This is a genomic window from Cedecea sp. NFIX57, from assembly GCF_900177785.1.
Lineage (GTDB): Bacteria > Pseudomonadota > Gammaproteobacteria > Enterobacterales > Enterobacteriaceae > Cedecea > Cedecea neteri_C.
Window position 1 is genome coordinate 1 of sequence record NZ_FXAS01000028.1, and the last position, 24060, is coordinate 24060.

General features: G+C 53.1%; 26 protein-coding genes and 1 other annotated feature. Of the genes, 12 read left to right on the top strand and 14 right to left on the bottom strand.

From position 1 onward, the window contains the following. Positions 1–189: 189 nt before the first annotated feature. From clpB to rluD, 3 genes are all read right to left on the bottom strand, one after another. Entirely contained in the window at positions 190–2763 is a 2574-nt protein-coding gene (gene clpB / locus B9Y90_RS19965) for an ATP-dependent chaperone ClpB (protein ID WP_039286837.1), read from the bottom strand. Positions 2764–2893: 130 nt separating this feature from the next. Next, a complete protein-coding gene (yfiH, locus tag B9Y90_RS19970) occupies positions 2894–3625 on the bottom strand; it encodes a purine nucleoside phosphorylase YfiH (protein ID WP_039286841.1) in 732 nt (243 codons plus the stop codon). Continuing rightward, positions 3622–4602 carry a 23S rRNA pseudouridine(1911/1915/1917) synthase RluD gene (gene rluD, locus B9Y90_RS19975; protein WP_008458156.1) on the bottom strand — a complete coding sequence of 327 codons (981 nt, stop codon included), beginning with the start codon at positions 4600–4602 and terminating at the stop codon, positions 3622–3624. The genes yfiH and rluD overlap by 4 nt, the downstream gene beginning before the upstream one ends. A 133-nt stretch (positions 4603–4735) precedes the next feature. Between rluD and bamD the strand changes: the two genes are divergently transcribed. From bamD to pheA, 4 genes are all read left to right on the top strand, one after another. Continuing rightward, entirely contained in the window at positions 4736–5473 is a 738-nt protein-coding gene (bamD, locus tag B9Y90_RS19980) for an outer membrane protein assembly factor BamD (RefSeq protein ID WP_008458157.1), read from the top strand. A gap of 268 nt (positions 5474–5741) precedes the next feature. Beyond that, on the top strand, positions 5742–6086 hold the full coding sequence (gene raiA, locus B9Y90_RS19985; protein WP_008458158.1) for a ribosome-associated translation inhibitor RaiA: 345 nt from the start codon (positions 5742–5744) through the stop codon (positions 6084–6086). Between the two features lie 108 nt (positions 6087–6194). Beyond that, positions 6195–6319, top strand: a sequence feature (Phe leader region). Then, entirely contained in the window at positions 6196–6243 is a 48-nt protein-coding gene (pheL, locus tag B9Y90_RS27120) for a pheA operon leader peptide PheL (RefSeq protein WP_193216298.1), read from the top strand. It overlaps the preceding feature by 48 nt. Before the next feature lie 21 nt (positions 6320–6340). Continuing rightward, positions 6341–7501 carry a bifunctional chorismate mutase/prephenate dehydratase gene (gene pheA / locus B9Y90_RS19990; protein ID WP_085542297.1) on the top strand — a complete coding sequence of 387 codons (1161 nt, stop codon included), beginning with the start codon at positions 6341–6343 and terminating at the stop codon, positions 7499–7501. A gap of 37 nt (positions 7502–7538) precedes the next feature. Here pheA and B9Y90_RS19995 read toward each other — a convergent pair whose 3' ends face one another. The 3 genes from B9Y90_RS19995 to aroF all read right to left on the bottom strand — a co-directional run bounded on the left by B9Y90_RS19995 (position 7539) and on the right by aroF (position 10691). Continuing rightward, positions 7539–8411 (bottom strand): SMP-30/gluconolactonase/LRE family protein, encoded by an 873-nt coding sequence (locus B9Y90_RS19995; RefSeq protein ID WP_085542298.1) that lies wholly within the window; start codon positions 8409–8411, stop codon positions 7539–7541. A gap of 77 nt (positions 8412–8488) precedes the next feature. After that, the gene (gene tyrA, locus B9Y90_RS20000; protein ID WP_085542299.1) at positions 8489–9610 is read right to left on the bottom strand and encodes a bifunctional chorismate mutase/prephenate dehydrogenase; all 1122 of its coding nucleotides are present in this window, start codon (positions 9608–9610) and stop codon (positions 8489–8491) included. A 10-nt stretch (positions 9611–9620) separates the two neighbouring features. Continuing rightward, a complete protein-coding gene (gene aroF / locus B9Y90_RS20005) occupies positions 9621–10691 on the bottom strand; it encodes a 3-deoxy-7-phosphoheptulonate synthase AroF (RefSeq protein WP_039286859.1) in 1071 nt (356 codons plus the stop codon). A 541-nt stretch (positions 10692–11232) separates the two neighbouring features. On the opposite strand from aroF, the gene B9Y90_RS20010 reads away from it, so the two are divergent. The 3 genes from B9Y90_RS20010 to B9Y90_RS20020 are packed head-to-tail and all read left to right on the top strand — an operon-like array spanning position 11233 to position 13422. After that, positions 11233–11703, top strand: coding sequence for a regulatory sequestration protein YfiR (locus B9Y90_RS20010; protein WP_139827424.1), 471 nt, complete (start codon positions 11233–11235; stop codon positions 11701–11703). Continuing rightward, positions 11696–12940, top strand: a complete 1245-nt coding sequence (gene dgcN, locus B9Y90_RS20015) for a diguanylate cyclase DgcN/YfiN (protein WP_085542300.1) — start codon at positions 11696–11698, stop codon at positions 12938–12940. The genes B9Y90_RS20010 and dgcN overlap by 8 nt, the downstream gene beginning before the upstream one ends. Next, positions 12937–13422 (top strand): OmpA family protein, encoded by a 486-nt coding sequence (locus B9Y90_RS20020; RefSeq protein ID WP_039286867.1) that lies wholly within the window; start codon positions 12937–12939, stop codon positions 13420–13422. Before dgcN ends, B9Y90_RS20020 begins: the two co-directional genes overlap by 4 nt. A gap of 74 nt (positions 13423–13496) precedes the next feature. On the opposite strand, the gene rplS is transcribed toward B9Y90_RS20020, so the two are convergent. The 5 genes from rplS to ffh all read right to left on the bottom strand — a co-directional run bounded on the left by rplS (position 13497) and on the right by ffh (position 16988). Further along, complete coding sequence (rplS, locus tag B9Y90_RS20025) at positions 13497–13844, bottom strand: 50S ribosomal protein L19 (RefSeq protein ID WP_008458168.1); 348 nt, start codon at positions 13842–13844, stop codon at positions 13497–13499. A gap of 39 nt (positions 13845–13883) precedes the next feature. After that, the gene (trmD, locus tag B9Y90_RS20030) at positions 13884–14651 is read right to left on the bottom strand and encodes a tRNA (guanosine(37)-N1)-methyltransferase TrmD (protein ID WP_008458169.1); all 768 of its coding nucleotides are present in this window, start codon (positions 14649–14651) and stop codon (positions 13884–13886) included. A gap of 46 nt (positions 14652–14697) precedes the next feature. Further along, on the bottom strand, positions 14698–15246 hold the full coding sequence (gene rimM, locus B9Y90_RS20035) for a ribosome maturation factor RimM (protein ID WP_008458170.1): 549 nt from the start codon (positions 15244–15246) through the stop codon (positions 14698–14700). 18 nt (positions 15247–15264) lie between these two features. Continuing rightward, positions 15265–15513: a 30S ribosomal protein S16 gene (rpsP, locus tag B9Y90_RS20040; protein WP_085542301.1), complete on the bottom strand. Its 249-nt coding sequence runs from the start codon at positions 15511–15513 to the stop codon at positions 15265–15267. Positions 15514–15626: 113 nt separating this feature from the next. Continuing rightward, positions 15627–16988 carry a signal recognition particle protein gene (gene ffh, locus B9Y90_RS20045; RefSeq protein ID WP_039286878.1) on the bottom strand — a complete coding sequence of 454 codons (1362 nt, stop codon included), beginning with the start codon at positions 16986–16988 and terminating at the stop codon, positions 15627–15629. A 167-nt stretch (positions 16989–17155) separates the two neighbouring features. Between ffh and B9Y90_RS20050 the strand changes: the two genes are divergently transcribed. Together B9Y90_RS20050 and B9Y90_RS20055 are read left to right on the top strand one after the other, a co-directional pair. Then, positions 17156–17944 carry a cytochrome C assembly family protein gene (locus tag B9Y90_RS20050; protein WP_085542302.1) on the top strand — a complete coding sequence of 263 codons (789 nt, stop codon included), beginning with the start codon at positions 17156–17158 and terminating at the stop codon, positions 17942–17944. A 20-nt stretch (positions 17945–17964) separates the two neighbouring features. Next, positions 17965–19251 (top strand): HlyC/CorC family transporter, encoded by a 1287-nt coding sequence (locus B9Y90_RS20055; RefSeq protein ID WP_039286882.1) that lies wholly within the window; start codon positions 17965–17967, stop codon positions 19249–19251. A gap of 60 nt (positions 19252–19311) precedes the next feature. On the opposite strand, the gene grpE is transcribed toward B9Y90_RS20055, so the two are convergent. Next, on the bottom strand, positions 19312–19890 hold the full coding sequence (gene grpE / locus B9Y90_RS20060; RefSeq protein ID WP_008458175.1) for a nucleotide exchange factor GrpE: 579 nt from the start codon (positions 19888–19890) through the stop codon (positions 19312–19314). A gap of 123 nt (positions 19891–20013) precedes the next feature. Here grpE and nadK point away from each other — a divergent pair, with 123 nt between their 5' ends. The 3 genes from nadK (at position 20014) to bamE (ending at position 23204) form a co-directional block, all read left to right on the top strand. Further along, on the top strand, positions 20014–20892 hold the full coding sequence (gene nadK, locus B9Y90_RS20065) for an NAD(+) kinase (protein ID WP_008458177.1): 879 nt from the start codon (positions 20014–20016) through the stop codon (positions 20890–20892). An 86-nt stretch (positions 20893–20978) separates the two neighbouring features. Beyond that, positions 20979–22640 (top strand): DNA repair protein RecN, encoded by a 1662-nt coding sequence (gene recN, locus B9Y90_RS20070; RefSeq protein WP_085542303.1) that lies wholly within the window; start codon positions 20979–20981, stop codon positions 22638–22640. A gap of 219 nt (positions 22641–22859) precedes the next feature. Next, positions 22860–23204 carry an outer membrane protein assembly factor BamE gene (gene bamE, locus B9Y90_RS20080; RefSeq protein WP_008458182.1) on the top strand — a complete coding sequence of 115 codons (345 nt, stop codon included), beginning with the start codon at positions 22860–22862 and terminating at the stop codon, positions 23202–23204. A gap of 62 nt (positions 23205–23266) precedes the next feature. On the opposite strand, the gene B9Y90_RS20085 is transcribed toward bamE, so the two are convergent. Then, positions 23267–23557, bottom strand: coding sequence for an RnfH family protein (locus B9Y90_RS20085; protein WP_039286900.1), 291 nt, complete (start codon positions 23555–23557; stop codon positions 23267–23269). Then, positions 23547–23984 (bottom strand): type II toxin-antitoxin system RatA family toxin, encoded by a 438-nt coding sequence (locus B9Y90_RS20090; RefSeq protein WP_039286903.1) that lies wholly within the window; start codon positions 23982–23984, stop codon positions 23547–23549. Before B9Y90_RS20090 ends, B9Y90_RS20085 begins: the two co-directional genes overlap by 11 nt. Positions 23985–24060: the final 76 nt, after the last annotated feature.

Sequence of the window (24060 nt, forward strand, 5' to 3'; positions counted from 1 at the left end):
CCGCTTTCGAAGCCGCTTCGCCGTGTCAGTGGAGGCGCATTATAGGGAGTTCTCAGAGCCTGACAACCCCTAATTTGAAAAAACTTTCTGACCGCTCACTTTCCAGGCTAAAAGTATAAAACCCGGTCAGCAATGGCTGTTTTACAAACAAAAACGAGCCCGGATGGGCTCGTTTTTTCGTTAAGTGACTTACTGTACAGCTACGATGCGGTCGTCTTTGACTTCCAGCTTTATTGTTTTGCCAGGAATCAGCTCACCGGAAAGGATTTGCTGAGCCAATGGGTTCTCAATTTGCTGCTGAATAGCGCGTTTCAACGGACGTGCACCGTAGACCGGGTCGTAACCGTTCTCGCTGATGAGCTTCAATGCGTCATCTGAGATACTTACGCCATAGCCACGCTCTTCCAGCCGTTTGTAAAGACGCTGCAGCTGAATCTGCGCAATAGAAGCAATGTGGCGCTCACCGAGAGGATGGAAGACAACAACCTCATCGATACGGTTAATGAACTCTGGACGGAAGCTTTGACTCACCACGCCCAGCACCAGATCCTTCATATGGCCGTAATCCAGTTCACCGAAACGTTCCTGAATTAAGTCTGAACCAAGGTTAGAGGTCATAATGACAACCGTATTGCGGAAATCAACAGTACGGCCCTGCCCATCGGTCAGACGACCGTCGTCCAGAACCTGCAGCAGAATGTTAAACACATCCGGATGCGCTTTCTCTACCTCATCCAGCAGGATCACGGAATAAGGACGACGACGAACAGCTTCCGTCAGATAGCCACCTTCTTCATAACCAACATAACCCGGAGGCGCACCCACCAGCCGCGATACGGAATGTTTCTCCATAAACTCGGACATGTCGATACGCACCATCGCATCGTCGCTGTCGAACATAAAGTTCGCTAACGCCTTGCACAGCTCAGTCTTACCTACCCCGGTTGGCCCCAGGAACAGGAACGAACCGATTGGACGATTCGGGTCAGACAACCCGGCACGGCTACGACGAATCGCATTAGAGACGGCTTCGACGGCTTCATCCTGACCAATCACACGCTGATGAAGCTCTTTTTCCATGCGCAGAAGTTTGTCGCGCTCCCCTTCCAGCATTCGGGCAACCGGGATCCCGGTCCAGCGAGCCAGGACTTCGGCGATTTCGGCATCCGTCACTTTATTACGCAGCAGACGCATGGTTTTCCCTTCGCTTTGGGTCGCCGCGGCCAGCTGTTTTTCAAGCTCTGGAATTTTGCCGTACTGCAATTCAGACATGCGCCCAAGGTCACCCACGCGGCGAGCCTGCTCAATTGCGATTTTCGCCTGTTCAAGCTCAGCCTTAATGGTCTGTGTACCTGACAGCGAGGCTTTCTCCGCTTTCCACTCTTCTTCGAGCTCCGAATACTGACGCTCTTTATCTTCGAGCTCTTCATTCAACATGCTGAGGCGCTTCTGACTAGCTTCATCAGATTCTTTCTTCAACGCCTGTTGTTCCAGCTTGAGCTGGATAATGCGGCGGTCAAGACGGTCCAGCTCTTCCGGCTTGGAGTCTATCTGCATACGAATGCTGGATGCGGCCTCATCAATAAGGTCAATCGCTTTATCCGGCAACTGACGATCGGCAATATAGCGGTGAGACAGCGTAGCTGCCGCGACAATCGCCGGATCGGTAATTTGCACATGGTGATGCAGCTCATAGCGTTCTTTCAGCCCACGCAGAATTGCGATGGTGTCTTCTACTGAAGGCTCAGCCACAAACACTTTTTGGAAACGGCGCTCAAGCGCGGCATCTTTCTCGATATATTGGCGGTATTCATCAAGCGTGGTCGCGCCAACGCAGTGCAGTTCACCACGAGCAAGCGCCGGCTTAAGCATATTCCCGGCATCCATTGCGCCGTCGGCCTTGCCTGCGCCCACCATGGTATGCAACTCATCAATAAACAGAATGACGTTGCCTTCCTGCTTAGCGAGATCGTTCAGCACGCCTTTAAGACGCTCTTCAAATTCGCCCCGGTATTTGGCACCGGCCACCAGTGCCCCCATATCCAGCGCAAGCACGCGTCGGCCTTTCAAGCCTTCAGGGACTTCACCATTAATGATGCGCTGTGCAAGCCCTTCAACGATGGCCGTTTTACCGACGCCCGGTTCACCAATCAGTACCGGGTTATTTTTGGTACGGCGCTGCAATACCTGGATAGTACGGCGAATTTCTTCATCACGGCCGATTACCGGGTCCAGCTTGCCTTGTTCGGCCCGCTCAGTTAAATCAACGGTATATTTCTTCAATGCCTGACGTTGGTCTTCGGCACCTTGATCGTTCACGCTCTCCCCTCCACGCATTTGCTCAATCGCGGCGGTGACGTTGGCTGGCGTTGCGCCTGCCGCTTTCAGCAGGTCGGTCAAAGTGCCGCGTGAGTCAAGTACCGCCAGAACAAACAGCTCTGACGAAATAAAGTTGTCGTTTCTTTTTTGTGCAAGCTTGTCGCACAAGTTCAATACACGCACCAGATCCTGAGAAGGCTGGACGTCGCCGCCGGTGCCTTCTACCTGTGGCAAGCGACTGAGTGCCTGCTCGATGTCGGTACGTAATTTACCCGCATTGACTCCCGCAGAGGTCAGTAACGGACGCACGGATCCCCCTTCCTGATTGAGCAGAGCGCTCATCAGATGCAGAGGTTCGATGAATTGATTGTCGTGCCCAAGAGCAAGAGATTGGGCATCGGCGAGAGCAAGCTGGAATTTATTGGTAAGACGATCCAGACGCATAACTCCTCCCATAAACAGGTCAAATTTGCTACTGGAGATTAAATGAGGTCATCCCTCAATTATTCAAGGTTAATGACCTGAAATATATGAAGCGTGAGCTACCCGCACTGGATCGTCTTGATTCGATAGGTTATATCAGCCAGATGAAACTTGCCATACGACCTGTGGTTCTGTCGCGCCGGTATGAGAAGAAATCACCGCTTTCGGTCCAGGTACAGCGGTCGCCGCCGTACAGCTGCGTAACACCCACGTTCGCCAGCCGCTGCCTTGCAAGCTGGTAGATATCAGCATAGTACTTTTCACCCGCTGCACGGAAAGCGCTTGCCGCTTTTTCGTCCTTTGCCATAAAGGCTTCACGGACTTCCGGCCCCACCTCAAATGCCAAAGGGCCAATTGCTGGCCCGAGCCAGGCACGAATATTCTGCGGGCGATCCTGGAAACAGGCTACCGTCTCTTCGAGCACGCCTTCACATAAACCGCGCCAGCCAGCGTGCGCTGCCGCGACTTCGGTTCCGGCTTCATTACAAAACAGCACCGGCAGACAATCCGCCGTCATTACCGCACAAACCGTCCCCGGCGTATTGCTATAAGAAGCATCCGCTCGCTTTGAGGCATATGGCTCGCCCGTGAGCTTCAATACCGTTTTACCGTGCACCTGCTCAAGCCAGACTGGCTTCGAAGGCAAGTCTGCAGCGGCATAAAATAACCGGCGGTTCTCTTCAACATGAGCCAGATCGTCGCCGCAATGGGCGCCCAGATTCATCGAGTCATACGGCGCGAGGCTAACGCCACCCACGCGGGTTGAGCTACAGGCAGCAACGCCTGCCGGAAGCGGCCAGTGCGGGACGATCGTTTTGGTCATAGCCAGTCCAGTTGATCTTTATGGGTTTCGGTATCAGCACGTAGCGCTTCGATCAGTTCAACCATATCCTGTGGGATCGGCGCGCTCCACTCCATCAGAATACCGCTGATAGGATGGTACAGGCGCAGCATGGTCGCGTGTAGCGCCTGGCGGTCAAACTTGCGCAGTACGCTGACGAACTCTTCCGATGCGCCTTTCGGCGGACGAGGACGGCCACCGTAAAGCTGATCACCCACCAGCGGATGGCTGATATGTGCCATGTGAACGCGGATCTGGTGAGTACGGCCGGTTTCCAGGCGCAGACGCAGGCGCGTATGCACGCGGAAGTGTTCCATAATGCGGTAGTGTGTCACCGCTGGTTTGCCCATTGGATGCACGGACATGTGGGTACGTTTAGTTGGATGGCGGCTGATGGGTTCTTCTACCGTACCACCGCCAGTCATATGACCAATAGCCACAGCTTCGTACTCACGGGTAATTTCACGCAGTTGAAGGGCTTCAACCAGGCGAGTTTGCGCCGGAACAGTTTTTGCTACAACCATCAGGCCGGTGGTGTCTTTATCCAGACGGTGCACAATACCCGCACGCGGCACATCCGCAATGGGCGGATAATAGTGCAGCAGCGCATTCAACACCGTGCCGTCCGGATTGCCCGCGCCGGGGTGTACAACGAGATCGCGTGGCTTGTTGATCACCAGAATATCTTCATCTTCATAGACGATATTCAGCGGGATGTCCTGAGCCTCCCAGCGCACCTCTTCTTCAATTTCAGCATTGATGGTTACGCTTTCGCCACCCAACACTTTCTCTTTCGGCTTGTCCCAGACAACGCCGTTGACCGTAACTCGCTGGTCAAGAATCCATTCTTTTATGCGCGAACGCGAATAATCCGGGAACAATTCGGCCAATGCCTGATCTAAGCGTTGACCCAGTTGTGAATCGGACACCGTTTCGGTGAGTTGTACTAGTTGTGCCATAGACAGCTTCTTTCGTTAACGTTGGGTTTTACGGCAATGCCGTTTAATATAATGTGCTATTGTAGCTGGTCTTTATCGGGAGCCGGAACACGAACTCTCCCGGAAATAACATTACTTAGGAAAGTCAAACGTCATGACGCGCATGAAATATCTGGTGGCAGCGGCCACGTTGAGCCTGGCTTTGGCTGGTTGCTCCAGTTCCAAGGATGAGGTTCCTGATAATCCGCCTTCTGAGATCTACGCGACTGCCCAGCAAAAGCTGCAGGACGGTAACTTTAAAGCGGCGATAACGCAACTGGAAGCGCTGGATAACCGCTATCCATTCGGCCCGTACTCTCAGCAAGTGCAGCTCGACCTGATCTACGCCTACTACAAAAATGCGGACTTACCGCTGGCTCAGGCGGCGATCGATCGCTTTATGCGCCTCAATCCAACTCATCCAAACATTGACTACGTACTTTACATGCGTGGCCTGACAGACATGGCGTTGGATGACAGCGCGCTACAGGGCTTCTTTGGCGTTGACCGTTCCGACCGTGATCCACAGCATGCTCGCGATGCCTTTAACGACTTCTCGAAGCTGGTGCGTGGCTACCCGAACAGTCAGTACGTGACCGATGCCACTAAACGCCTCGTGTTCCTCAAAGATCGCCTGGCGAAGTATGAGCTTTCCGTGGCGCAATATTACACGAAACGCGGCGCATGGGTGGCAGTAGTTAATCGCGTTGAAGGTATGCTGCGTGATTATCCGGATACTCAGGCCACCCGTGACGGCCTGAAACTGATGGAAAATGCTTACCGCGAGCTGCAGATGCCGGGTCAGGCAGAGAAAGTGGCGAAGATCATTGCCGCCAACAGCAGCAACACCTGACAGACAATCTCACAAGAAAAACGGCAGCCTCGGCTGCCGTTTTTTTATCTGCCGACGCAAAAACTGAAACGGTTTAGCGTCAGGTCATCCCATCAAATATGGACGTGATTTCCGATAACCACAAGCCTTAAAAGCACATATCCTGTCCTGCCTCACAAAAAGGTCGCCTTGACAAAAAGTGACAAAATAACGTGATTTACATCACACATTTTGACATTAAGAACGGTATGCTGGAGTTACCAAGACGGCAAAGACAAGAGGTAAATTTATGACAATGAACATTACCAGCAAGCAAATGGAAATCACCCCAGCTATTCGCCAGCATGTCGCCGACCGTCTCAGCAAACTGGACAAGTGGCAAACTCATCTCATTAATCCACATATTATCTTGTCCAAAGAGCCTCAAGGTTTTGTGGCTGATGCCACGATTAACACACCAAATGGGCACCTCGTAGCCAGTGCCAGACATGAAGATATGTACACGGCTATCAACGATTTGATCAACAAACTGGAGCGGCAGTTAAATAAAGTGCAACACAAAGGTGAAGCACGTCGCGCAGCAGGTTCAGTGAAAGACGTGTCCTTCGCAGAAGCAGAAGCTGACGAAGAGTAAGACCTTACTCTCCTTCCACTCACCGCAACGCGCCTCCGGGCGCGTTTTTTATTGACAGAACGAAAACAGAGCAGGTACTTTACCTCTCAGATTCCTCAGGAAACCTGACATGAAACTTTTCCCGTTCTTCTTCGCATTCTTTTTTACCTTCCCCTGACTGGGAGGCAATTCGTCGTGTGATAAAGAATGCGAAGACGAACAAACAAGCCTCCCAAACGGGAGGCTTTTTTTATGGACATCGAAAAGGTAGCGTTATGACCGAAATTAATCCGTTGCTGGCCCTGCGCGATAAAATCAGCGCGCTGGATGAAAAGCTGTTAGCCCTGCTGGCAGAGCGCCGCCTGCTGGCGGTTGAAGTTGGCAAAGCCAAACTCGCTTCTCACCGCCCGGTACGCGATATCGATCGTGAAAGAGATTTACTGGAACGCCTGATTACCCTAGGTAAAGACCACCATCTCGATGCCCACTACATCACGCGCCTGTTCCAGCTCATTATTGAAGATTCTGTACTTACCCAACAAACCCTGCTGCAGCAGCATTTGAACAAAACGAACCCGCATTCTGCCCGCATCGCTTTCCTCGGCCCTAAAGGGTCTTATTCTCACCTTGCTGCGCGCCAGTATGCCGCGCGTCACTTTGAGCAGTTCATCGAAAGCGGCTGTGCCAAATTCCACGATATCTTCAACCAGGTGGAAACCGGTCAAGCCGATTACGCTGTAGTGCCGATTGAAAATACCAGTTCGGGCGCCATTAACGACGTCTACGATCTGCTGCAGCACACTAGCCTGTCGATCGTCGCCGAAATGACCGTGCCGATTGACCATTGTGTGCTGGTATCCGGCTCCACCGATCTCGAGCAAATCCAAACGGTTTATAGCCATCCTCAACCTTTCCAGCAGTGCAGCCAGTTCATTAACCGCTACCCGCACTGGAAAATTGAATACACCGAAAGTACCTCTGCGGCGATGGAAAAAGTCGCTCAGGCCAACTCGCCTCACGTTGCCGCTCTGGGCAGCGAGGCAGGAGGCGCACTTTATGGCCTGCAGGTGCTGGAACGTAATCTCGCGAACCAGACCCAGAACATCACCCGCTTCATCGTGCTGGCGCGTAAGGCCGTTGAAGTGTCCGATCAGGTACCCGCGAAAACCACGCTGCTGATGGCGACTGGCCAGCAGGCCGGCGCCCTGGTAGAAGCGCTGTTGGTATTACGTAATCACAACCTGATCATGACCAAGCTGGAATCACGCCCGATCAACGGCAACCCGTGGGAAGAAATGTTCTATCTGGATATTCAGGCAAACCTGAAAGATGAGGGCATGCGTAAGGCGCTGCGCGAGTTGGGGGAAATCACCCGTTCCCTGAAAGTACTCGGCAGCTACCCAAGCGAAAACGTTGTACCGGTCGACCCGACCTGATAACAATGCCAGCCCGGCTAAAACCGGGCTGCACAAATCACACTTCCCGAAACTTCAGTTTTTCCATTCCGGCCACCGCAACGCGGAGGGAGAAAAGCGCCCCGGAAAGCGGTAATCGGGCCACTTCGTCTTCGTCCATGTTTTCTCTGGTGGTGGTAATAAACAGCGTTTTCATATCGTCACTGCCAAAACAGACCATAGTCGGGCAACGCACGGGCAAGCGATGCTCTTCCACAATCTCACCCTGCGGCGAAATACGCACAATGCGGTAGCCATCAAACAGCGCCGTCCAGTAATAACCTTCACAGTCCATCGCTGCGCCATCCGGAATGCCCTCGTCTTCGGCAAATCGTCTGAAGACTTCGCGTCGGCCAGGCTCACCTTGTGCGTCCAGTGGCGTACGGTAAATCACGCCATTGGGCGTGTCTGAGGTATACATCCATTTACCATCCGGACTAAATGCCAGCCCGTTTGCGCCATGGATATCATGCTGGATCACATGCGGTGTCAGATCGTTATCCACCCTGCAAAGTAGCGCACCGTTGTAATCACCCGGCCCCCAGAATGTGCCGGCATAAAAACGCCCCTGCCTGTCAGTACCGCCATCGTTGAAACGCGCCAAATCCGGGTTACTCGGGTTATCACAGACTTTGCCAACGATCAGTCCGGTATTATTGGTCAGCCAGATACCACTGCGCATTGCCACAATAAACCCGCCTGACTCGCGCAAGGCAAAGCAACCTACCTCTTCAGAAAACTGAATAACATCATGTTTGCCGCTGGCCAGATGGTAGCGGTGTATTTCATTCTCAAGAATATCCGTCCAGTAGAGGCTACCTTCTTCTGCGCTCCACGTAGGGCATTCGGGTAAGTGACCGGTATAGTCGAACAGCAGCTGCGGCTCAGCCATTTCAGGGATCCTTTTGACAAACAAAAAAGCCAGCGGGCAGACTCCCACTGGCTTTTGATTATAAGACCTTTTGGCACTTACTGACGGTTATCATTTGCCTGCCGTAGCAGGACACGGCTCTCATTCTGGAAACGCTGCGCGTAATCCCCGAACCAGTGCTCCACTTTCCGGAAGCTGTCGATAAACGCCTGCTTGTCGCCGTGTTCCAGCAGGCCGATCGCCTCGCCGAACCGTTTGTAATAGCGCTTGATCAGCGCCAGGTTACTTTCCGACGACATGATTATGTCGGCATAGAGCTGTGGATCCTGAGCAAACAGTCGGCCCACCATCGCCAGCTCCAGGCGGTAAATCGGCGAAGACAAAGCCAGCAGCTGCTCAAGCTGCACGTTTTCTTCCGCCAGATGCAGACCATAGGCGAATGTGGCGAAGTGGCGCAACGCCTGAATAAACGCCATGTTCTGATCGTGCTCGACCGCGCTGGAACGGTGCAAGCGCGCACCCCAGACCTGAATCTGTTCCAACAGCCACTGATAAGCTTCTGGCTGACGGCCATCGCAGTAGACTACAACCTGTTTTGCCAGGCTGCCGCTGTCCGGGCCAAACATCGGGTGCAGACCAAGTACCGGGCCAGAATGCACAGCAAGCATCGCCTGCAGAGGGCCATTCTTCACCGACGCTAAGTCCACCAGAATGCAATCCGCCGGCAGCGGAGGCAGCTTAGCGATAACCTGCTCAGTGATATGAATCGGCACGCTGACAATCACCATGCCCGCATCGGCCAGCAGCACCGGGGCTTTGTCCCAGTCTTCTTTTTCAAGAATACGAACCTGGTAGCCGGAAAGCGTCAGCATTTTTTCAAACAGACGGCCCATCTGGCCACCGCCGCCCACAATTACCACCGGACGCAAAGCAGGATGCAGGGTTTTAAAGCCCTTGTCGTTCTCGCTGGAGTACGACTCGCGCATCACGCGGCGCAGCACGTCCTCAATTAAATCCGGCGGAACGCCCAGAGCTTCAGCCTCTTTGCGGCGAGACGCCAGCATGGAGGTTTCTCGCTCCGGCACATAAATCGGCAAGCCGAAGCGGCTTTTTACTTCACCCACTTCCGCTACCAGCTCCAGCCGCTTAGCCAGTAAATCCAGTAGCGCTTTATCCACTTCATCGATTTGATCGCGCAGCGCGGTCAATTCAGCCACCATAGTAAACCTCTTATGCCTGACGAGCCGCCAGCACACCGCTCAGATCTTTGTGGATCTCACGCAGCAGGCTGTCCGTAGTTTCCCAGTCGATGCAGGCATCGGTAACGGACACGCCGTATTTCATTTCGCTGCGCGGCTGCTCTGATGATTGATTCCCTTCATGGATATTACTTTCAATCATCAGGCCAATAATAGAGCGGTTACCATCTTTAATCTGAGCAATGGCGGATTCGGCCACGCCCGGCTGGCGACGGAAGTCTTTATTTGAGTTGCCGTGGCTGCAATCGATCATCAAGGAAGGACGCAGGCCTGCTTTCTGCATTTCAGTTTCGCACTGAGCGACATCAGCCGGACTGTAGTTCGGCGCTTTACCGCCGCGCAGAATCACATGCCCATCCGGGTTACCCTGAGTCTGCAGCAGACAAACCTGCCCTGCCTGGTTGATACCTACGAAACGGTGCGGCATTGCAGCAGCACGCATTGCGTTAATCGCCGTGCCCAGACTACCGTCAGTCCCATTTTTAAAACCAACCGGCATAGAAAGGCCAGAAGCCATTTCGCGGTGGGTCTGGGATTCAGTGGTACGAGCACCAATTGCAGACCAGCTAAACAGATCGCCCAGGTATTGCGGGCTATTGGGATCCAGCGCCTCGGTTGCCAACGGCAGCCCCAGGCTTACCAACTCAACCAGCAGGCGACGCGCAATTTTCAGCCCTGCTTCCACATCAAACGAGCCATCCATATGCGGGTCGTTGATAAGCCCTTTCCAACCCACGGTCGTACGAGGCTTTTCAAAATAGACGCGCATCACGAGGTACAGACTATCGCTAACTTGTTCAGACAGAGCTTTAAAACGACGAGCGTATTCAATCGCAGCTTCCGGATCGTGGATCGAGCAAGGTCCACAAACAACCAGCAGGCGCGGATCGCGGCCAGCAATAATATTGGAGATCGTTTGGCGAGACTGCTCAATTTGCGCTTCCTGAGCCGCAGTGAGTGGAAATTCCGCTTTCAGCTGATCCGGCGTGATGAGTATCTGTTCGTCAGAGATATGAACGTTGTTGAGCGCGTCTTTTTGCATGATGTCTGTCCTGTATTTAGCTCGTTTGCGATAGTCGTTTCCTCGTCGAGGAGGGCTTACTGTAACCGCGCACAGTAAAGATTGCAATCCATTATACGTAAAATAATCGTTACACTATCAATTAAAATCCGCATAACACCATTAAATATGTAAACATAATATTACACAAAGCATAAAAATGCGCAATTTTCGGTCAAAAATGCATGACTAAACAAAAGCGCGCGTAAAAATTCAATCTGCCTTCTATGCTGATATTATCCCTTGCGAGTGCGTTTTTCGTGGGGGAAGCCGATAACGATTTACGCCATCATTCCAGGGCTATTCTCGTTATTATTTTGGATAATCAGGAATATCATCACACCTGGGAATGAATGACGGAAATACGTGGGAGTGATATGCTCGCAGGCAACATCATAAATAATAAAGGCTGGCTTCACTGGCCAGGATGCTTTTGGGCTGGTGACGCGTGAAAACCACGTCTCAACTCCGCGGGCTGGCGTTATTTTTAACGTTTATCGTCCTCCTGCTAACAATATTCAGAATGCAAGCTGCGCAGGCAACGAGCGCCGTGCTGCCCGATAAAGTCCGCACTACAGTGACCGGGATTGTCAGCTACACACGTTGGCCTCAGTTGCAGGGGCTTCCTAAACTCTGCATATTTTCAACGGCAACCTATGCCGCGACGCTAAGCACGAAAAATAACGATATCTCATATCAACCCCTGCTCGTTCAGTCATCAGACGAGGCATTGCGAGCGAACTGCGACGGGATATATTTTGGTAACGAGTCACCACAACAGCAGTTGCAATTAATAGAACGTTATCAATCCCGGCCTTTATTACTCATTGCCGAGCAGAACCCACAATGCATAATTGGCAGTGCTTTCTGCCTGAATATTCATAATGACGCAGTTTCTTTTTCGGTAAACCTTGATGCACTCAGCCGCAGCGGCGTCAGGGTTAGCCCGGATGTATTACTGCTGGCCCGGCCAGGGAATAATAGTCATGAATAAGGATTTGACTACGTCGTCACGTCCAACGTTTAAAGGAACGTTACGTAGAATCAGCATAATCAGCGTGGTCATTGCCATGCTGGTTGTCTGGCTACTGCTTTCCGTCGCCTCGATGCTGACGCTAAAACAGTACGCTCAAAAAAATCTCGAATTGCTGGCGGTGACAGTGAGTCACAGCCTTGAAGCTGCCGTTGTTTTCCGTGATGGCACAGCAGCCAATGAAACCCTGGCCGTACTGGGTAAACAAGGGCAATTTACCGCCGCAAAGGTGGTCGATGTTAATGGCCTGGAGCTAACGCATTGGCAGGAGGACAAGCCCTCTCAGCACGACATGGTGGGAGGCCTGGTCACCCGATGGCTATATCCTCATCCGATAAGGCAACCTGTCTGGCATAACGGCAAAATCATCGGTGAAATGCGCCTGACAGGTACAGATGCGACCGTGACCTTGTTCGTCTGGCTCTCATTAGGCGTGCTGACAGCCTGTATTTTACTCGCCTCAGTTATCGCATTAGGCATTTCACGCCATTTACACCGCGATATTGATGCCGCCCTGCAGAATATTACCGATGTTGTCCACGACGTTCGCAGTAACCGTAACTTTTCTCGCCGCGTATCACCGGAAAAAATTGAAGAGTTCCACCTCTTTGCCCAGGACTTCAACAGCTTACTGGATGAGATGGAAGAATGGCAAAAACAGCTTCAGCTGAAAAATGCTTCACTGCAAAAAACGGCGCTCCAGGATTCATTGACTAGCCTGGCAAACCGGGCTGCCTTCCGAACGGCGCTGGATAAACTGATTGCAGATCCAGAAACACTCCAGAACAGTGCGTTGCTGTTTATGGACGGCGACAACTTCAAGTTTGTTAATGATACATGGGGACATGCGGCCGGAGATACCGTGCTTATCGAAGTCGCAAAACGGTTGCAGGTGTTCGCCAATACGCGTCACCTCGCCTTCCGCCTTGGCGGGGACGAATTTGCCATGCTGCTTCATTCGGTGAATAGCGAAGAACAGGCCGCTTCCGTGCTGAAACAACTGAAAGAGATAGTCGAACAGCCAATACTTTTACCTGGTGAGCACTGGGTCACCATGACCCTAAGCGTCGGCGTTGCGCTCGCGAAAGATATCACTTCAGCGGAAAGCCTGATGGAAACCGCTGACCGCAATATGTACATAGAAAAACACAAGCAACGTGAGTTGCTAATAAAACAGCCCCAAAGGGATACATTATGAAAGCTTCACGCTTATTTGCACCGGCAATCCTCTTCTCGTTTCTGTTAACCGGCTGCCAGGCACCGCCATCGACGTTCTCCCCTGAGCAAGTCGCCGCGATGCGCTCGTACGGCTTTTCTGAGTCAAACGACGGCTGGTCACTTGGGCTGTCAGACAAGATCCTGTTTGGTAAAAACCAGTACAAGCTGCAGCCTGAAAGCTACCAAACCATCCAGAGCATGGCCGCCAAACTTTCAGCAACGGGTCTGAAACATGCCCGTATGGATGGTCACACCGATAACTACGGTGAAGACGGCTACAACGAACAACTCTCCCTCAAGCGAGCCAACATTGTGGCAGATGCCTGGGCCGAAGGTGCTCACATCCCACGCAGCAACCTCACAACCCAAGGTTTGGGTAAGAAATACCCGGTGGCCAGCAATAGCACTGGCGAAGGCCGCGCGGAAAACCGCCGCGTCGCGGTGGTCATCACCGCCCCATAATAAAGACAAATTTAGAGCATAAAAAAGGGCTGCCAGATGGCAGCCCTTTTATTTGGATGTCGCCTAAGCGAATCTTAGTTAAGACGCTCTTTGATACGAGCAGACTTACCAGTACGCTCACGCAGGTAGTACAGTTTAGCTTTACGAACGGCACCACGACGTTTAACAGTAATGCTGTCGATTACTGGGGAGTGAGTCTGGAATACACGCTCAACACCTTCGCCGTTAGAAATTTTACGAACAGTGAATGCAGAGTGCAGACCGCGGTTACGGATAGCGATAACCACGCCCTCAAATGCCTGCAGACGTTTTTTAGAACCTTCAACGACCCATACTTTCACTTCCACGGAGTCGCCCGGACGGAAGGAAGGTACATCCTGTTTCATCTGTTCTTGTTCAAGTTGCTTAATAATATTGCTCATAATTTATCTCTTATCCTGGGTAAACTGATATTTGGGGGCTTACGCCTGCCCATCATGTTTATGTTGCTGTTGCGTATGTTCTTTTTTGAACTCCGCCAGCAACCTTGCTTGCTCTTCAGTCAGAGCCAGGTTTTCCAAAAGTTCAGGTCTTCTAAGCCAGGTGCGGCCCAGCGACTGTTTCAGGCGCCAACGGCGAATCTCCGCATGGTTCCCCGACAATAACACTGCCGGGACTTCCATGCCATCCAACACTTCAGGACGGGTGTAGTGAGGGCAATCCAACAACCCTTCAGCAAACGAATCTTCGGTTGCCGATGCTTCATGCCCCAGAACGCCCGGAATAAACCGGGAGACTGAGTCAATCAGCGTCATCGCTGGTAGCTCACCGCCACTGAGAACGTAATCGCCGATTGACCATTCTTCGTCAATTTCGGTTTGGATCACGCGCTCATCGATCCCTTCGTAACGGCCACAAACCAGAATTAACTTCTCGTTTGCTGCCAGTTCACTGACGCCCGCTTGATCAAGCTTGCGCCCCTGAGGTGAAAGATAGATAACCTTGGCACCTTCCCCTGCCGCTGCTTTCGCTGCGTGGATGGCTTCCCGTAACGGGTTCACCATCATCAGCATTCCCGGTCCGCCGCCGTAAGGACGATCGTCCACGGTACGGTGCCGGTCATAGGTGAAGTCGCGCGGACTCCAGCTTTGAATGCTCAGCAGGCCATTTTTTACTGCCCGGCCAGTTACCCCGTAATCGGTAATTGCGCGGAACATCTCAGGAAACAGGCTAACGACACCAATAAACACAAGCCAATCCCCACTATGCTAGCGACTACCGTATGATTTCGGAGTTTTAAAAACCAGGATCCCAATCTACTTCAATGGTTTGAGTAGCGAGATCGACTTTCTTGATAACCTGCCCATCGAGGAACGGAACCAGCCGCTCCTTGATACCAAATGCATCCTTCAGGTTTGCCTTGATGACGAGAACGTCATTCGAGCCGGTTTCCATCATGTCGATGACTTTACCGAGCTGGTACCCTTGAGTGGTCACTACCTGGCAACCCATAAGGTCTTTCCAGTAGTAGTCACCCGCTTCAAGAGCCGGCAGCTGCGTTGAATCCACGACAATTTCGCAATTGGTCAGAAGATTCGCGGCATCCCGATCGTCAACGCCTTGCAGCTTGATGATCAGATCCTGATTGTGGTGCTTCCAGCTTTCCAGCTGTACTTGCTGCCACTGACCGCCGCGCTGGATAAACCAGGGCTGGTAGTCAAAAATGCTTTCGGCGTCTTCGGTGGAGGAAAACACTCTGAGCCAACCACGAATACCGTAGGAGGAGCCCATCTTGCCCAACACAATGGGGTTAACAGGAACCTGTGCGGCGAGTTGCTTGCTCATCATGACCACCGTGACAGATTAAGCTACTTTCTTAGCTTCTTTGATCAGCGCAGCAACGCGATCAGAAACGGTTGCGCCCTGGCCAACCCAATGAGCTACGCGATCCAGATCCAGGCGAACGCCTTCTTCTTTCTCGTTAGCGATAGGGTTGAAGAAACCAACGCGCTCAATGAAGCGACCGTTACGTGCATTACGGCTATCAGTAACGACAACCTGGTAGAACGGACGCTTTTTAGCGCCGTGACGTGCTAAACGAATAGTTACCATAACATCCTCTTTAGTGAATAAAACGCCGGGCCCCATCGAGGGATGGAGCCCGGTGTCATATTAAAAGCCCGAAAATTTTACTCATTTCGGCGTAAAAAGCAATCGAAAAGAGCTTAGCGGCCAGGGAAACCTGGCGGCATCATCCCTTTCATACCGCGCATCATTTTGGCCATGCCGCCTTTCTTCATTTTCTTCATCATGCGCTGCATGTCGTCAAACTGCTTCAGCAGACGGTTAACGTCCTGCACCTGCATGCCGGAACCCTGCGCGATACGGCGCTTGCGGGAACCTTTGATGATGTCCGGCTGGGCACGCTCTTTCAGCGTCATCGAGCTAATAATCGCCTCCATACGCACCAGCACTTTGTCGTCCATCTGGGATTTGACGTTATCCGGCAACTGGCCCATGCCCGGCAGCTTGCTCATCATGCTCGCCATGCCGCCCATGTTTTTCATCTGCTTGAGCTGTTCAAGGAAATCGGTCAGGTCGAAGCCATCGCCTTTTTTCAGCTTACTGGCGAGTTTCTCAGCCTGCGCGCGGTCAACCTTGCTTTCGATATCTTCAATCAGCGACAGCACGTCGCCCATGCCCAGGATACGGGAAGCAATACGATCCGGGTGGAACGGCTCCAGCGCCTCGGTTTTCTCGCCCACGCCAAGGAACTTGATTGGCTTCCCGGTGATATGACGAATCGACAGCGCCGCACCGCCGCGGGCGTCGCCGTCCACTTTAGTCAGCACCACGCCGGTCAGCGGCAGCGCTTCGTTGAACGCCTTCGCGGTATTCGCCGCATCCTGACCGGTCATGGCATCGACCACAAACAGCGTTTCTACCGGCTTAATTGCGGCATGAACCTGTTTGATTTCGTCCATCATCGCTTCGTCAACGTGCAGACGACCGGCGGTATCCACCAGCAGCACGTCGTAGAACTTCAGCTTCGCTTCTTTCAGCGCAGCGTTAACGATATCGACAGGTTTTTGCTGAGCGTCAGACGGGAAGAAGTCCACTTCAACCTGCTGAGCCAGGGTTTCCAGCTGTTTAATCGCCGCCGGGCGATAAACGTCCGCTGAAACCACCAACACTTTTTTCTTCTGCTTTTCGCGCAGGAATTTACCTAACTTACCGACGCTGGTAGTTTTACCGGCACCCTGCAGACCCGCCATCAGCACGACTGCCGGTGGCTGCGCCGCCAGGTTCAGGCTGCTGTTCTCTTCGCCCATCGCGGAAACCAGTTCAGCGCGAACGATTTTGACGAACTCCTGGCCCGGGGTCAGGCTTTTATTGACTTCATGCCCCACCGCTTTTTCTTTAACGCGGTTGATAAAATCACGCACTACCGGCAGCGCAACGTCCGCCTCCAGCAGCGCCATGCGCACTTCGCGCAGCGTCTCTTTAACGTTTTCTTCGGTTAGCCGCCCACGGCCGCTAATATTGCGTAGGGTACGCGACAGACGGTCTGTTAAATTATCAAACATGGTATTTTGCCTAACGTGGTAACTGGGGCCGCAGCTCGCGACACAAAACTGAATTTGGCGGATTATATCATGAAGCCGCCTCGGGTGTGATCCAACGGTTGGAGCAGGCGACAGGTAACGTTATACTGACTTTTTTGTTCTCTGGCCAATTTGACCGACACCTTACTATGCCCGTTTTCGCCATTCTTGCGCTTGTAGCCTACTCCGTCAGCCTCGCGCTGATTATTCCCGGTCTTCTGCGGAAGAACAGCGGATGGCGCCGCTTTGCCATTTTATCCGCCGCTATTGCTCTGGTCAGCCATGCGCTGGCGCTGGAAGCGCGCTTCTTCACCGTCGATGGTGGGCAAAACCTGAGCCTGCTGAACGTAGGCTCGCTCGTCAGCCTGATGATTTGTACGGTGATGACCATTGTCGCCTCCCGTAATCGCGGCTGGCTGCTGTTACCGATTGTTTACGCCTTTGCACTGATAAATCTGGCGCTGGCGACCTTTATGCCCAACGAATTTATCACCCATCTCGAAGCCACACCGGGCATGATGGTGCATATCGGCCTGTCGCTCTTTGCCTATGCGACACTGATTATCGCCGCGCTGTACGCTTTACAGCTGGCATGGATTGACTACCAGTTAAAGAACAAAAAGCTGGCCTTCAGCGCAGAAATGCCGCCGCTGATGGTGATCGAGCGTAAAATGTTTCATATCACCCAGGTGGGTGTTGTCCTGCTGACGTTGACGCTGTGCACCGGCCTGTTTTACATGAAGAACCTGTTCAGCATGGAAAACGTCGACAAAGCCGTGCTGTCGATACTCGCCTGGTTTGTCTACGTCGTGCTGCTGTGGGGGCACTATCATGAAGGATGGCGCGGTCGTCGCGTCGTCTGGTTCAACGTTACTGGCGCGGGCATTTTAACCCTCGCTTATTTTGGCAGCCGTGTCCTGCAGCAGTTCGTTAGTTAATCTCTTAAAGGAAATCACTTTTGGAACACATCTCAACCACCACGCTGATCGTCACCCTGATCATCATGGTGGTGGTGTCCGCGTACTTCTCCGGTTCGGAAACCGGCATGATGACGCTCAACCGCTACCGCCTGCGCCACCGCGCCAAACAGGGCAACCGGGCAGCGAAGCGTGTTGAAAAACTCCTGCGTAAACCAGACCGCCTGATTAGCCTGGTGCTCATCGGCAATAACCTGGTGAATATTCTGGCTTCGGCGCTGGCAACCATCGTCGGCATTCGCCTTTACGGTAACGCAGGTGTGGCAATCGCGACCGGCGTTTTAACCTTTGTTGTGCTGGTGTTTGCCGAAGTGCTGCCTAAAACCATCGCCGCGCTGTACCCGGAAAAAGTGGCCTACCCAAGCAGCTGGCTGCTCGGCCCGCTGCAGTTCCTGATGATGCCGCTGGTCTGGCTGCTAAATACCATTACCCGTCTGCTGATGCGCATGGTCGGTATCAAGGTCGACAACATTATTAGCACCGCCCTCAGCAAAGACGAGCTGCGAACCATCGTGCATGAATCCCGCTCGCAAATTTCGCGGCGCAACCAGGATATGCTGCTGTCGGTCCTGGATCTGGAAAAGGTCAGCGTCGACGACATCATGGTGCCGCGAAACGAAATCGTCGGCATCAATATTAATGACGACTGGAAGTCCATCGTCCGCCAGTTAACGCATTCCCCGCACGGCCGCATCGTGCTGTACCGCGACAGTCTGGATGATGCCATCGGCATGCTGCGCGTCCGCGAAGCCTACCGCCTGATGACCGAGAAAAAAGAGTTCACCAAAGAGGTGATGCTCCGCTCCGCCGATGAGATTTACTTTGTGCCAGAAGGCACCCCGCTCAGCGTGCAACTGGTGAAATTCCAGCGCAATAAAAAGAAAGTTGGCCTGGTGGTCGATGAATACGGCGATATTCAGGGGCTGGTGACCGTAGAGGATATTCTGGAAGAGATTGTCGGTGACTTCACCACGTCCATGTCCCCAACGCTTGCCGAAGAAGTCACGCCGCAAAACGACGGTTCGGTCATCATCGAAGGCAGCGCCAACGTGCGAGAACTCAACAAAGCCTTTAACTGGACGCTGCCGGAAGACGACGCCCGCACGGTAAACGGTATGATTCTGGAAGAGATTCAGGAGATCCCGGCGGCAGGCACCCGCATCCGGCTCAGTCAGTACGACATCGATATTCTCGACGTACAGGACAACATGATTAAGCAGGTGCGCGTCACGCCGGTGAAGCCACTGCGGCAAAGCGTTGAGCAATAGACGCAAAAAAGCCAGCCTCAGGGCTGGCTTTTGGGCTGGCTTTTTACTTTCGGCAATGAATCAGGCTTTGGCTACGGAAACCATCGCGGCGCGAATAGTACGGCCATTCAGGGTGTAACCTTTCTGCATCACCATCAGCACGTTATTTGGCGCAACGTCGGCAGATTCAACCATCGCAATCGCCTGGTGCACGTCCGGATTAAACGGCACGTTAGTCTCGCCCACCACTTCCACGCCGAACTTGCGAACCACATCCAGCATCGACTTCTGGGTCAGCTCAATGCCTTCGATCATTGGGGCTAAATCCGGATTGGACTTGTCGGCCACTTCCAGCGCGCGATCCAGGCTGTCGATAACCGGCAGCAGTTCGTTCACGAATTTCTCCAGGGCGAACTTGTGCGCTTTCTCGATATCCTGTTCGGTGCGGCGACGCAGGTTAGCTAAATCAGCCTGGTGGCGAGGCTCAATTTCACGCTCGCGCTGCTTCATCTCTGCCAGCTGAGCCTGCAGATTTGCAATCTCTTCGTCGCGCGGATCCACGACATCGGCACCTTCTACGGCCTCGACTTCTTCGTGCTGATCCATGACGATATCTTCCGGGGCTTGCTCGTTAGGTGTTTTCTGTTCTTTACTACTCATGAAATTCTCCGCGTTTTTAGCATTCATCTCGCTGCTTCGCTTATTATGGGGATCAGTTTCAGGGTTTCAAGGGAACCTGTCATATTGTCGCAGGAACGTCTGCGAATAAGGACCACCAGGATAATGAACAAACATTTCAACTGCATCGGTATTGTCGGACACCCGCGTCATCCCACCGCTCTGACCACGCATGAAATGCTCTATCGCTGGCTGTGCGCCAAAGGCTATGAAGTGATGGTGGAACAGCAAATCGCCCAGGAGCTTAACCTCAAGCAGGTGAAAACCGGCACGCTGGCGGAGATAGGCCAGCAGGCTGATTTAGCCGTGGTCGTCGGCGGGGATGGCAATATGCTGGGTGCCGCTCGGGTGCTCGCGCGTTATGACATCAAAGTCATTGGCATCAACCGTGGCAACCTTGGCTTCCTGACTGACCTTGATCCTGACAATGCCCAGCAGCAGCTGGCGGATGTACTTGAGGGGCATTACATTACCGAACGCCGCTTCCTGCTCGAAGCACAGGTCTGTCAGCACGATACGCCCACACGCCTCAGTACGGCGATAAACGAAGTGGTGCTTCACCCCGGTAAAGTCGCGCATATGATTGAGTTCGAAGTCTATATCGACGAAATTTTTGCGTTTTCACAGCGTTCTGACGGGCTGATTATCTCCACGCCGACCGGCTCAACCGCCTATTCGCTTTCAGCCGGAGGTCCGATTCTTACGCCTTCGCTGGATGCCATCACGCTGGTGCCGATGTTCCCGCACACGCTGTCTGCACGCCCGCTGGTCATCAACAGCAGCAGTACCATTCGCCTGCGTTTTTCCCATATGCGAAGTGACCTTGAAATCAGCTGCGACAGTCAGATTGCGCTGCCTATTCAGGAAGGTGAGGACGTACTCATTCGCCGCTGTGACTACCACCTCAATCTTATCCACCCGAAGGACTACAGTTATTTCAACACATTAAGCTCGAAACTCGGTTGGTCGAAAAAATTGTTCTAAAAAACCGCCTGGCCACTTTACTGTATATAAAACCAGTTTATACTGTATGAAAACACAGTCATGGTTTTTCATACAGGAAGGTGGCTATGCTCGCTCAACTCACCATCAGTAACTTCGCTATCGTTCGTGAACTTGAAATAGACTTTCATCACGGGATGACGGCCATCACCGGGGAAACCGGTGCCGGTAAATCTATTGCCATAGATGCACTGGGCCTGTGCCTGGGCGGTCGCGCGGAAGCGGATATGGTGCGTTCTGGGGCAAATCGCGCGGATCTCTGCGCCCGCTTTTCCCTGAAAGATACACCGGCGGCGCTACGCTGGCTGGAAGAAAACCAGCTGGAAGACGGCAGCGAATGCCTGCTGCGCCGCGTGATCAGCAGCGATGGGCGCTCCAGGGGTTTTATCAATGGTACCGCTGTGCCCCTTTCCCAACTGCGCGATCTCGGCCAGTTACTTATCCAGATTCATGGCCAGCACGCCCACCAGCTCCTGCTTAAGCCCGAGCATCAAAAAACGCTGCTGGACGGCTATGCCGGTGAACAGGCGCTGACCCAGCAAATGGCAGAGCGCTATCGTGAATGGCATCAAAGTTGCCGTACGCTGGCGCAGCATCAGCAACTTGCCCAGGAGCGCTCAGCCAAAGCGGAGTTGCTCCACTACCAGCTTAAAGAGCTGAATGAGTTTTCTCCCGTTGCCGGTGAATTTGAACTGATTGATGAAGAGTACAAGCGGCTCGCCAACAGCGGCCAGCTGCTCTCCACCAGCCAGCAGGCGCTGGACGTCCTGGCCGACGGTGAAGAAAGCAATCTACAAAGTCAGCTGTATACCGTGCGCCACCTCATGGGTGAACTGGTGGGCATGGATAACAAGCTCTCTGGCGTGCTGGATATGCTGGAAGAAGCCGCCATTCAGATTTCCGAAGCCAGCGATGAACTACGCCATTACTGCGATCGTCTGGATTTGGATCCAAACCGTCTTTATGAGCTGGAACAGCGTATTTCTCGTCAGATCTCTCTGGCACGTAAGCACCACATCACGCCCGAAGAGCTCCCGGCTTTCCACCAGAGATTGCTGGATGAGCAACAGTTACTGGATGAGCAAACGGGTTCGCTGGAAGAGCTGCTGCAGGCCGTTGCACAGCATCACCAGCAGGCGCTTGCCGTGGCGCAGGCGCTTCACCAAAGCCGGGTTAAACATGCCAATGAACTGTGTCAGCTGATTACGGAAAGCATGCACTCGCTCTCCATGCCGCACGGCAAGCTCGCCATAGACGTCGACTTTAACGAAAACCACCTGACCGCCGAAGGCGCTGACCGCATTGATTTCCGCGTCAGTACCAACCCAGGGCAGCCGCTGCAGCCCCTGGCAAAAGTCGCCTCGGGCGGTGAGCTTTCTCGCATCGCACTGGCGATTCAGGTGATTACCGCCCGTAAAATGGAAACACCGGCGCTGATCTTCGATGAAGTCGATGTGGGGATCAGCGGTCCGACCGCCGCGGTAGTGGGCAAACTGTTGCGACAGTTAGGCGAATCTACCCAGGTGATGTGCGTCACCCACTTACCGCAGGTTGCCGGCTGTGGCCACCATCACTTCTTCGTCAGCAAAGAAACCGACGGTGAAATGACCGAAACCCATATGCAGCCACTGGATAAACGTTCTCGTCTGCAGGAGCTTGCCCGTCTTCTCGGCGGCAGTGAAGTGACCCGCAACACGCTGGCGAATGCCAAAGAGCTGCTGGCCGCCTGAGGCTTTATCATGCACGGTGTGTTTCGCACCGTGCATTGTGCAAAAAACGCCCACCCCATTCGAGAATCCGTCTTTCTGTCACCTTTTCAACCAACTTTTTTATGCTCCCACTGTCAGAGTTGAGCGCCTTGAGGTTTTAAACTGCTTAAAGGTCTATTATCATCGGCATAATACGAATGAGCCACGCACTACTCCGGCCCGAAAAGGAATCAAATCACTATGCGTTGTAAAATGCTGACTGCTGCCGCAGCGGTTCTTCTGATGTTGACCGCAGGCTGTTCCACTCTGGAGCGAGTGGTTTACCGCCCAGACATCAACCAGGGTAACTATCTGGCCCCCAATGACGTGTCCAAACTCCGTGTTGGCATGACTCAGCAGCAGGTGGCCTACACCCTCGGGACGCCAATGATGTCCGATCCATTCGGCACCAATACCTGGTTCTATGTCTTCCGCCAGCAGCCGGGCCACGAGAACGTGACTCAGCAGACGCTGACCCTGACATTTAACAGCAGCGGCGTGCTGACCAACATCGACAACAAACCGGCCCTGACCAAAGGGGAATAAGGCTGGCTCGATGCATAAAAAAAGGTGCCCGAGGCACCTTTTTTTGTCACTTTCACACAGGGTTATTTCTGGGCTGAACGTTCCGCACGCTGGCGGCGCAGCTCTTTAGGGTCAGCAATCAGCGGCCGGTAAATCTCAACCCGATCGCCGTCATTCACTTTATCCCCCAGCTTTACCGGGCGGCTATAAACCCCGACTTTGTTTTTCGCCAGATCGATATCGTCACGAAGCTCAAGCAGGCCAGAGGCGATAATCGCCTGCTCAACCGTACTGCCTTCTTCAAGCTTCACCTGGCGCAGATACTGTTTTTGCGGCAGGGCGTACACCACCTCAACCTGAATCTCACGCGACACGGTAAACCTCTTTGGCGCGGGTGGTGAATGCCTGGACCATGCTCCCGGCAAGCTCTTTAAAGATACGGCCAAAGGCCAGCTCAATCAGCTTATTGGTAAATTCGAAATCAAGCTGGAACTCAATCCGGCAGGCATCTTCGCTGAGCGGCGTGAATTTCCAGCCGCCCATCAGCTTTTTGAAGGGGCCATCCACCAGATGCATCAGGATGCTTTGATTGTCGGTCAGGATATTTCGGGTGGTAAAAGTTTTGCTGATCCCAGCTTTTGAAACGTCGACCGCCGCCGTCATCTGATTCGCCGATGCGTCAATCACCCGGCTACCGGTGCAGCCAGGTAAAAATTCCGGGTACGAATTCACGTCGTTTACTAACTGGTACATCTGCTCGGCGCTGTAGGGCACCAAAGCAGTACGGCTAATCTGCGGCATAACAATTCCTGGGAGTCATAAATCGGACAAATAATAACATTTATCACCGCGCAAACAAAAACTCTCTGCCGCTCAT

Bases quoted from the DNA above. Each gene is read 5' to 3' on its own strand.
- clpB (WP_039286837.1), bottom strand. From the start codon at position 2,763: ATGCGTCTGGATCGTCTTACCAATAAATTCCAGCTTGCTCTCGCCGAT.
- yfiH (WP_039286841.1), bottom strand. From the start codon at position 3,625: ATGACCAAAACGATCGTCCCGCACTGGCCGCTTCCGGCAGGCGTTGCT.
- rluD (WP_008458156.1), bottom strand. From the start codon at position 4,602: ATGGCACAACTAGTACAACTCACCGAAACGGTGTCCGATTCACAACTG.
- bamD (WP_008458157.1), top strand. From the start codon at position 4,736: ATGACGCGCATGAAATATCTGGTGGCAGCGGCCACGTTGAGCCTGGCT.
- raiA (WP_008458158.1), top strand. From the start codon at position 5,742: ATGACAATGAACATTACCAGCAAGCAAATGGAAATCACCCCAGCTATT.
- pheA (WP_085542297.1), top strand. From the start codon at position 6,341: ATGACCGAAATTAATCCGTTGCTGGCCCTGCGCGATAAAATCAGCGCG.
- B9Y90_RS19995 (WP_085542298.1), bottom strand. From the start codon at position 8,411: ATGGCTGAGCCGCAGCTGCTGTTCGACTATACCGGTCACTTACCCGAA.
- tyrA (WP_085542299.1), bottom strand. From the start codon at position 9,610: ATGGTGGCTGAATTGACCGCGCTGCGCGATCAAATCGATGAAGTGGAT.
- aroF (WP_039286859.1), bottom strand. From the start codon at position 10,691: ATGCAAAAAGACGCGCTCAACAACGTTCATATCTCTGACGAACAGATA.
- B9Y90_RS20010 (WP_139827424.1), top strand. From the start codon at position 11,233: ATGCAAGCTGCGCAGGCAACGAGCGCCGTGCTGCCCGATAAAGTCCGC.
- dgcN (WP_085542300.1), top strand. From the start codon at position 11,696: ATGAATAAGGATTTGACTACGTCGTCACGTCCAACGTTTAAAGGAACG.
- B9Y90_RS20020 (WP_039286867.1), top strand. From the start codon at position 12,937: ATGAAAGCTTCACGCTTATTTGCACCGGCAATCCTCTTCTCGTTTCTG.
- rplS (WP_008458168.1), bottom strand. From the start codon at position 13,844: ATGAGCAATATTATTAAGCAACTTGAACAAGAACAGATGAAACAGGAT.
- rimM (WP_008458170.1), bottom strand. From the start codon at position 15,246: ATGAGCAAGCAACTCGCCGCACAGGTTCCTGTTAACCCCATTGTGTTG.
- rpsP (WP_085542301.1), bottom strand. From the start codon at position 15,513: ATGGTAACTATTCGTTTAGCACGTCACGGCGCTAAAAAGCGTCCGTTC.
- ffh (WP_039286878.1), bottom strand. From the start codon at position 16,988: ATGTTTGATAATTTAACAGACCGTCTGTCGCGTACCCTACGCAATATT.
- B9Y90_RS20050 (WP_085542302.1), top strand. From the start codon at position 17,156: ATGCCCGTTTTCGCCATTCTTGCGCTTGTAGCCTACTCCGTCAGCCTC.
- grpE (WP_008458175.1), bottom strand. From the start codon at position 19,890: ATGAGTAGTAAAGAACAGAAAACACCTAACGAGCAAGCCCCGGAAGAT.
- nadK (WP_008458177.1), top strand. From the start codon at position 20,014: ATGAACAAACATTTCAACTGCATCGGTATTGTCGGACACCCGCGTCAT.
- recN (WP_085542303.1), top strand. From the start codon at position 20,979: ATGCTCGCTCAACTCACCATCAGTAACTTCGCTATCGTTCGTGAACTT.
- bamE (WP_008458182.1), top strand. From the start codon at position 22,860: ATGCGTTGTAAAATGCTGACTGCTGCCGCAGCGGTTCTTCTGATGTTG.
- B9Y90_RS20090 (WP_039286903.1), bottom strand. From the start codon at position 23,984: ATGCCGCAGATTAGCCGTACTGCTTTGGTGCCCTACAGCGCCGAGCAG.